Genomic DNA, 7,631 nt, shown 5'->3' on the forward strand with positions numbered 1-7,631 from the left:
ACTGGACGTACTTGGGGTTTCGGCCGGTGCGGCGAGTGGGGGTACCCCCTGCTCGAGCGGAGTCGAGAGCGTGGGGGAGCGTGCCGGGCGTCGTGCCGGGGCGAACGTTGCCTGTCGCGGCACTAGCCACAGCCGGCGGTGCAGGTGCGCCCCGGTGAGTACGGCGATGCCCAGGGCGGTCACGGCGGCGAAGGCGCCCAGTTTCGAGCAGCATGTTGGCAAAGCCGAGCAGGCTGCCTTGTGGGCTGGACATGACGCTGCCGCAGCTCACCACGGGGCTGATGTTGCAGGGCCGGTTGGTAGGTGGGATCGCGCAGTCGCCGCCAGTCGTCCACGGTGAGCTGGAAGGAGGCGAGCCAGCCGACGGTGCCGGTGAGGGCCAGCACCCACCCGGTGCGGGGGCTCGCGGCCACCGTGTGCGGGCGCCGGGTGGCCGTGGCGACCGGTACGAGCGCGGGTTCGTGACTCATGCGGCTCGCCGGGAGCCCGAGGCCGACCGGGCCCGGCCGGCGGACGTCGGGGCCGCGGCCGGTGTGGCTCGTCTGCGGTAGACCAGGTAGGGCCGGGCGAGGTATCCGATCGGGGCGCTCCACACGTGCACCAGCCGTGTGAACGGCCAGGCGGCGAAGAGCAGGAAGGCGGTCAGGGCGTGGAGCTGGAACAGCAGGGGGGCTCCGGCGATGGCCTCGGGCTGGGGCTGGAGGACGAACAGGCCGCGGAACCATACGGAGATGGTGGAGCGGTAGTCGTATCCGGCGCCGAAGATGTTGTGGGCGAAGGTGGCGGTGATGCCGAGCAGTACGGTGGCGGAGAGCAGGGGGAAGAGGAGCTTGTCGCTGCGGTCGGTGCCGAGGCGGATCTGGCGGGTGAGCAGTCGGCGGGCGCACAGCATGCCCAGCCCCGTGACCATCGCGACGCCCGCGACCGAGCCGGCCCACACGGCCGTGGTGTGGTACGCGTGCTCGCTGATGCCCACGGCCTCGGTCCACGAGTCGGGAATAGCAAGCCCCACGACATGCCCGGCGATCACCATGAAGGCACCCAGGTGGAACAAGGGGCTGCCCCAGCGCAGCCAACGGTGTTCGAGGAGCTGGGTCGTGCGGGAGGTCCAGCCGAACTGGTCCTGACGGTAGCGCCAGACGTGCCCGACGGCGAACACGGCGAGGCAGATGTAGGGCACGGCGACCCACAGCAGCAGATCAGCACCGCTCGCCGCAGGGGCGGCCGGGGGGGACAGCGCGGCGTTCATCGGGGGCCTTCCGTACGGCTGGTCGGGGCGTGCGGTACATACGTCGACGGAGCTGGCATCGGCGGCACGAAGGTGCCCGGAGGCGCGAACTCCCCCTCCCCGTAGGTCCCGTAGGGGTCGAGGCCGACCTCCTCGTTCGGCGGGCCCTCGGCGGCGAGCTGGGCCACAGCCGCGCGGTCGGCCTCGGTGGGGGGCGGCAGCAGGGTGAGCAGCGCAGCCAGGACGTGCCGGTAGGGGGAGTCGGCGTCGGTCAGGGCGCGGTGGATCAGCTCCAGCCCGCGCCGGTGCTGGCGCAGCGGTGCTTCCCCGCCACCGGGACCGGCGAGGGCGGCGAACTCCAGGACGACCGGGAGGTGATCGGGCAGTTCTCCCCCGTCGGTGTTCCAGCCGGCCGCCCGGTAGCGCTGGTTCAAGGTGAGGAGGGCCATGCCTCGGCGGCGGGTGTCGCCGTGCAGGTAGTAGGTGAGGTAGAGGCTGCTCTTGCGGCGCAGGTCGAACATCTCGACGTAGTGCCGCTCCAGCGCCTCGGGGTCCTGGTCGGCGAACCAGTCGGTGAACCGGGCCAGGTGTTCCGCCCCGGGCGTGGCCGGCAGGGCCTCCACTACGGTGATCAATTCTGTCCGGGCGGCGGTCAGTTCGGGGTCGGGGTACTGCAGGAGCAGCGACACGAGCCGCAGTGTCAGTGCTCGGCCCGCCGTCTCCTCGGGGGTGAGCCGGGCCGGGCGGCGTACGGCTGCGCGGACGCGGGTGCGGACGAGGGCGGGGATCGTTGCAGGCAGCGGGCTCACGGACGGCCTCCGGCAGTGGTGTTGCGGCGCAGGGTGGGGATCCCGAGCATGATCTTGCGGGGCTCGGGGTCGCCGGACGTCTCGACCGGGCAGCGGTTCTCCGTCGCGGTCAGCGCGGCGGCGTCCTCCTTGTGGGCGGCGGGGACGACGTACCGGTCCTGGTACTTGGCGACGGCGAGCAGCCGGTGCAGGTCCTCCGCCTCGCGCGCGGTGAGCCCGACGGCCTTCAGCGCGCTCTCGTCGCCGGCCTCACCGAGAGTGCGTTCGCGCATGTACGAGCGCAGCGCGGTGAGCTTCATCAGCACCCCGGCGACCACGTCCGTGTCCCCGGCGGTGAACAGCTCCGCCAGGTACTCCAGCGGGATGCGCAGCCGGGTGACGGCCGCGAAGACATGGTCGGGGTCGTCCTGGTTTCCGCCCGCCGCGTCGACGGCGTCGAGGACGGGGGACAGTGGCGGCACGTACCAGACCATCGGCATCGTCCGGTACTCCGGGTGCAGCGGCAGCGCGACCTTGTAGCGCATGACCAGGTCGTACACGGGGGAGCGGCGGGCGGCGTCCAGCCAGTCCTCGGGGATCCCGGACTCCCGTGCGGCGGCGCGCACTTCGGGGTCGTGCGGGTCGAGGAAGACGCCACGCTGGGCGTCGAGGAGGTCCTTCTCGTCAGGGGTGGCTGCCGCCTCGCCGACGCGGTCGGCGTCGTAGAGAAGCAGGCCGAGATAGCGCAGTCGGCCGACGCACGTCTCGGAGCAGACCGTGGGCTGCCCGGCCTCGATGCGCGGGAAGCAGAACGTGCACTTCTCCGCCTTGCCGGTGGCGTGGTTTACGTACACCTTCTTGTACGGGCAGGCCGTCACGCACATCCGCCAGCCGCGGCAGCGGTCCTGGTCGACGAGGACGATGCCGTCCTCGACCCGCTTGTACATCGCGCCGGACGGACAGGCTGACACACAGGCCGGGTTGAGGCAGTGCTCGCACAGGCGGGGGAGGTGGAAGAGGAAAGTCTGCTCGAACTCGAACTTGACCTTCTCCGCCCAGGCCCCGCTCAGGTTGGGGTCGGCGCCGGCGTTCTCGGGTGCGCCTCCCAGGCCGTCCTCCCAGTTGGCTCCCCAGGTGATGGCGGTGGGCTTGCCGGTGAGGACCGAGCGCGGGCGGGCGACCGGGATGTCCTTCTGGGCTGGGGCGCTGACCAGGTTGTCGTAGTCGTAGGTGACCGGCTCGTAGTAGTCCTCGATGGACGGCAGGTCGGGGTTGGAGAACAAGGACAGCAGGCGCTTGATCCGGCCGCCGGAGCGCAGGACGAGGCGTCCGCGCTTGTCGAGCATCCAGCCGCCCTTCCACTGCTGCTGGTCCTCGTAGCGGCGGGGGTAGCCGACGCCGGGCTTGGTCTCGACGTTGTTGAACCAGGCGTACTCGACGCCGGTGCGGTTGGTCCAGGTCTGCTTGCAGGTGACCGAGCAGGTGTGGCAGCCGATGCACTTGTCGAGGTTCATCACCATCGCGATCTGTGCCATGACGCGCATGTCAGTACTCCACATCCTGGCTGCGGCGGCGGATGACGGTGACCTCGTCGCGCTGGTTGCCGGTCGGGCCGTAGTAGTTGAAGGCGTAGGTGAACTGGGCGTATCCGCCCGCGAGATGAGTGGGCTTGAGCAGCAGCCTCGTCAGCGAGTTGTGGATGCCGCCCCGCCTGCCGCTGACCTCGGTCTTCGGCACGTTCACGTTGCGGTCCTGGGCGTGGTACATGTACACGGTGCCCTCGGGCATACGGTGGGTGACCACGGCGCGGGCGGCGACGACGCCGTTGCGGTTGTACGCCTCGATCCACTCGTTGTCCTTCACGCCGACCTTCTCGGCGTCCTCCACCGACATCCAGATCGTGGGTCCACCTCGGGACAGGTCGAGCATGTACTTGTTGTCCTGGTAGTTCGAGTGGATGGACCACTTCGAGTGCGGGGTCAGATAGCGGACGGTGACCTCCGCCCGTCCGTCCTCGCGCAGATGTTCGTCGCCGTAGTGCCGAGGCGTGTTCAACGGGGGTCGGTAGACGGGGAGTTGCTCGCCGAGTTCGGTGATCCAGTCGTGCTGGACGAAGAAGTGCTGGCGGCCGGTGAGGGTGTGCCAGGGCTTCTTGTGCTCGGTGTTGATGACGAACGGGGAGTAGCGGCGTCCGCCCGTCTCCGAGCCCGACCACTCGTAGGAGGTCATCACCGAGCGGGGCTGGGTGCGGGTGTCGGCGAACGTGATCCGCTCGGCCTCGCGTTCTGAGGCCAGTTCCACCAGACCTTCGCTGCCGGTCTGCCGCTCCATCTCGCGGAAGCCCTCGGTGGCCAGCCGTCCGTTGGTGGTGCCGGACAGGGCGAGGATCGCCTCGCACATGTCGGAGGCGGTGGCGAGCGAAGGCCGTCCGGCGGCGATCCCGTCCCGTACGGTGCCGTTGCGGCGGCGCAGCTCGTCGATCTCCTGGTGCGGGTGGACGGTGATGCCCTTGGTGGTGGTGCCCAAGGTGTCGAGCAGCGGGCCGACGGCGCGCATCTTCTGCGCGATGGCGGCGAAGTCACGTTCGATGACGACCAGCTTCGGCATGGTCCGCCCGGGCACCGGCTCACACTCGCCGGCCTTCCAGTCCCGCACCACCCCGCCCGGCTGGGCCAGTTCGTCCGGCGTGTCGTGCAGCAGCGGCACCGCGAGGACGTCGGTGCGGGTGCCGAGGTGCTCGGCGGCCAGCTCGCTGAACCGGTCGGCGATGGTCAGGAAGGTGTCGTAGTCGGTGCGGGCCTGCCAGGGCGGGGCGATGGCCGGGGTGAATGCGTGCACGAAGGGGTGCATGTCCGTACTGGACAGGTCGTCCTTCTCGTACCAGGTCGCCGCCGGCAGGACCACGTCGGAGAGCAGACCGGTGGAGGTCATCCGGAAGTCCATGGTGACCAGCAGGTCGAGCTTGCCCTCGGGGGCCTCCTCCCGCCACACCACGTCCTGCGGCCGGTGCTCGGGCGGGGTCTCCTCGGAGCGGACCGCGGCGTCGGTGCCCAGCAGGTGGCGCAGGAAGTATTCGTTGCCCTTGCCGGAGGAGCCGAGCAGGTTGGCCCGCCAGACGGTCAGTACGCGGGGGAAGTTGGCCGGGTCGTCCGGGTCCTCGACGGCGAACCGCAACCGTCCCGACTTCAGCTCGTCGACGACGTGCTCGGCGACCTGCTTGCCCTGGGCTCGCGCTTCGTCCGTCAGGTCGAGCGGGTTGCGGTTGAAGCCGGGGTGACCGGGCGACCAGCCCAGCCGCACGGCCTGCGCCAGGCAGTCGGCGAACCCCTTGCCCGCGAACCGCCCCGCCCCGAGCGGGGAAGCCAGCTCCTCGGGCCCGAACGCCTCGTAGCGCCACTGGTCGGAGTTCAGGTACCAGTACGACGTGCCCGCCATGTGCCGGGTGGGCCGCTGCCAGTCGAAGGCGAACGACAGGTGCTGCTGCCCCGTGACCGGGCGGACCTTCTCCTGGCCGACGTAGTGCGCCCAGCCACCGCCGTTGACACCCTGGCAACCGGTCATCGTCGTCAGGGCCAGGAACGCCCGGTAGATGGTGTCGGAGTGGAACCAGTGGTTGGTACCGGCTCCCAGCGCGATCATGGACCGACCGTTCGTCCGCTCCGCGTTGCGGGCGAACTCCCGGGCGATCCGGGCCGCCTGCTCGGCCGGCACGGAGGTGATCGTCTCCTGCCACGCTGGGGTATAGGGCTCCGACACGTCCTCGTAGGAGGACGGCCAGCTACCCGGAAGACCCGGCCGCTGCACTCCGTACTGCGCCAGCATCAGGTCGAACACGGTGGTCACCAGGCGCCCGCCGACGCGCCGCACGGGCACCCCGCGCACCATGACCGCGCCGCCCTCTGTGCTGCCCTCGTCGAAGCGAGGCAGGGCCACGGCCACTGTCTCCTCCGCACGGTCGAGCAGGCTCAACTCCGGCAGGGTGTTGCCCAGGTCGAGGTTCCAGCGGCCTGGCTCGGCTTCCCCCCAGCGGAAGCCGAGCGAGCCGTTCGGCACCACCGGTTCGCCGGTGGCCGAGTCGAGGAGAACGGTCTTGGACTCGGCGTGTTCCGTCTCTCGGCCGAGGTCGGCGGCGGTCAGGAACCCGTCCGGAACCAGACCGCTCTCGGCGTGCTCGCGCAGGGTCACCAGGAACGGGGCGTCGGTGAACTTGCGCAGGTAGTCCTGGAAGTACGGCACCTCGCGGTCGATGAGGAACTCGCGCAGGATGACGTGGCCCATGGCCATCGCCAGTGCGCCGTCCGTGCCGGGATGCGGGGCCAGCCACTCGTCGGCGTGCTTGACGTTGTCGGCGTAGTCGGGGCTGACCGCGACCACCTTGGTGCCGTTGTACCGGGTCTCGGTCAGGAAGTGCGCGTCCGGAGTACGCGTGACGGGGATGTTGGAGCCCCACATGATCAGATAACCGGCGTTCCACCAGTCCGCGGCCTCGGGGACGTCCGTCTGGTCGCCGAAGACCTGCGGGGAGGCGATCGGAAGGTCGGCGTACCAGTCGTAGAAGGACAGCAGGGTGCCGCCGATCAGGGAGTGGAAGCGCGCACCGGCCGCGAACGACGCCATCGACATCGCAGGGATCGGAGAGAAACCCGCGACGCGGTCGGGGCCGTACGCCTTGGCGGTGTGCACCTGGGCGGCGGCGATCAGTTCGCTCACCTCGTCCCAGTCGGCGCGCACCAGGCCACCCTTGCCGCGAGCCTTCTTGTACGCCCGCGCCTTGGCCGGGTCGCCGGTGATCTCGGCCCACGCAGCCACCGGGTCGCCGAGCCGCTCGCGGGCCTCGCGCCACAGCTTCAGCAGCGCGCCGCGCACGTACGGGTAGCGGACCCGGCTGGGGGAGTAGGTGTACCAGGAGAACGACGCCCCGCGCGGACAGCCGCGCGGCTCGTACTCGGGGCAGTCCGCGCCGATCGACGGGTAGTCGGTTGCCTGGTGCTCCCAGGTGATGATCCCGTCCTTGACGTACACCATCCACGAGCACGAACCGGTGCAGTTCACGCCGTGCGTGGAGCGCACCACCTTGTCGTGCGCCCACCGGTCCCGGTAGAAGCCCTCCCACTTGCCGTCGTTCTCGCCGAACACGGCGCGCCCGTCGGCCGACACCTCGCTGCGCGTCAGTAGCCGACGGGCCGCCAGCGGCCAGCCTTCCCCTGCGCTCGACGCCTGACGCCGTGCGTTCTGATCGTTCTCCATGGCCAGGAACGCTAGGTGGCGCAGACCCTGGCGCACCTGAGGCCGACGGTCCTTGCCGGGTGACCTTCTGGCCCCATCCGGCCGGTCGCAACAGGGACCAACGGTCCCGGTGGTGGGGCCCGGTCGGCCGGGGAGCCGGGGTGGCCGACGTTGCATGCTGGGCATTGATCGAACCGCAGATGCCCATCTGTACGACCGCATTCCGTGCCTGCCAGGCGGCCAAATCCCCCGTCCCTGGCCGCCGCAGGTGCAGCGCGTACGGCGCGTGGCGCCCGGTTCGGTCCTGCGTCCGGGCGCCGCCGCGGCCGGGCGCAGCAACCTCCTCCCCGGGGCCAACACACACCCCTTCCTCCCCCTCCCAGGAGGCC

The 7,631-nt window shown here is 70.4% G+C and carries 5 protein-coding genes; all 5 read right to left on the reverse strand.

Going from position 1 to position 7,631, the window contains the following annotated elements; genetic code table 11:
• Positions 1 to 179: 179 nt before the first annotated feature.
• Genes ABZ281_RS28980 through ABZ281_RS29000 form a run of 5 tightly spaced genes read right to left on the reverse strand, consistent with a single transcriptional unit; the run spans position 180 to position 7,263 of the window.
• Positions 180 to 470, reverse strand: a complete 291-nt coding sequence (locus tag ABZ281_RS28980) for a hypothetical protein (protein ID WP_356660157.1) — start codon at positions 468 to 470, stop codon at positions 180 to 182.
• On the reverse strand, positions 467 to 1,249 hold the full coding sequence (narI, locus tag ABZ281_RS28985) for a respiratory nitrate reductase subunit gamma (protein WP_356660159.1): 783 nt from the start codon (positions 1,247 to 1,249) through the stop codon (positions 467 to 469). The genes ABZ281_RS28980 and narI overlap by 4 nt, the downstream gene beginning before the upstream one ends.
• On the reverse strand, positions 1,246 to 2,037 hold the full coding sequence (narJ, locus tag ABZ281_RS28990; protein ID WP_356660161.1) for a nitrate reductase molybdenum cofactor assembly chaperone: 792 nt from the start codon (positions 2,035 to 2,037) through the stop codon (positions 1,246 to 1,248). The genes narI and narJ overlap by 4 nt, the downstream gene beginning before the upstream one ends.
• Positions 2,034 to 3,560, reverse strand: coding sequence for a nitrate reductase subunit beta (narH, locus tag ABZ281_RS28995; RefSeq protein WP_356660163.1), 1,527 nt, complete (start codon positions 3,558 to 3,560; stop codon positions 2,034 to 2,036). The genes narJ and narH overlap by 4 nt, the downstream gene beginning before the upstream one ends.
• 1 nt (position 3,561) lies before the next feature.
• The gene (locus ABZ281_RS29000) at positions 3,562 to 7,263 is read right to left on the reverse strand and encodes a nitrate reductase subunit alpha (protein ID WP_356660165.1); all 3,702 of its coding nucleotides are present in this window, start codon (positions 7,261 to 7,263) and stop codon (positions 3,562 to 3,564) included.
• Between the last annotated feature and the right edge of the window lie 368 nt (positions 7,264 to 7,631).

It is taken from the genome of Streptomyces sp. NPDC006265, assembly GCF_040613555.1.
Classification (GTDB): domain Bacteria; phylum Actinomycetota; class Actinomycetes; order Streptomycetales; family Streptomycetaceae; genus Streptomyces.

Excerpts from the sequence above, each read along its gene's own strand:
- ABZ281_RS28980 (WP_356660157.1), bottom strand. The coding sequence starts at position 470 with ATGAGTCACGAACCCGCGCTCGTACCGGTCGCCACGGCCACCCGGCGC.
- narI (WP_356660159.1), bottom strand. The coding sequence starts at position 1,249 with ATGAACGCCGCGCTGTCCCCCCCGGCCGCCCCTGCGGCGAGCGGTGCT.
- narH (WP_356660163.1), bottom strand. The coding sequence starts at position 3,560 with ATGCGCGTCATGGCACAGATCGCGATGGTGATGAACCTCGACAAGTGC.
- ABZ281_RS29000 (WP_356660165.1), bottom strand. The coding sequence starts at position 7,263 with ATGGAGAACGATCAGAACGCACGGCGTCAGGCGTCGAGCGCAGGGGAA.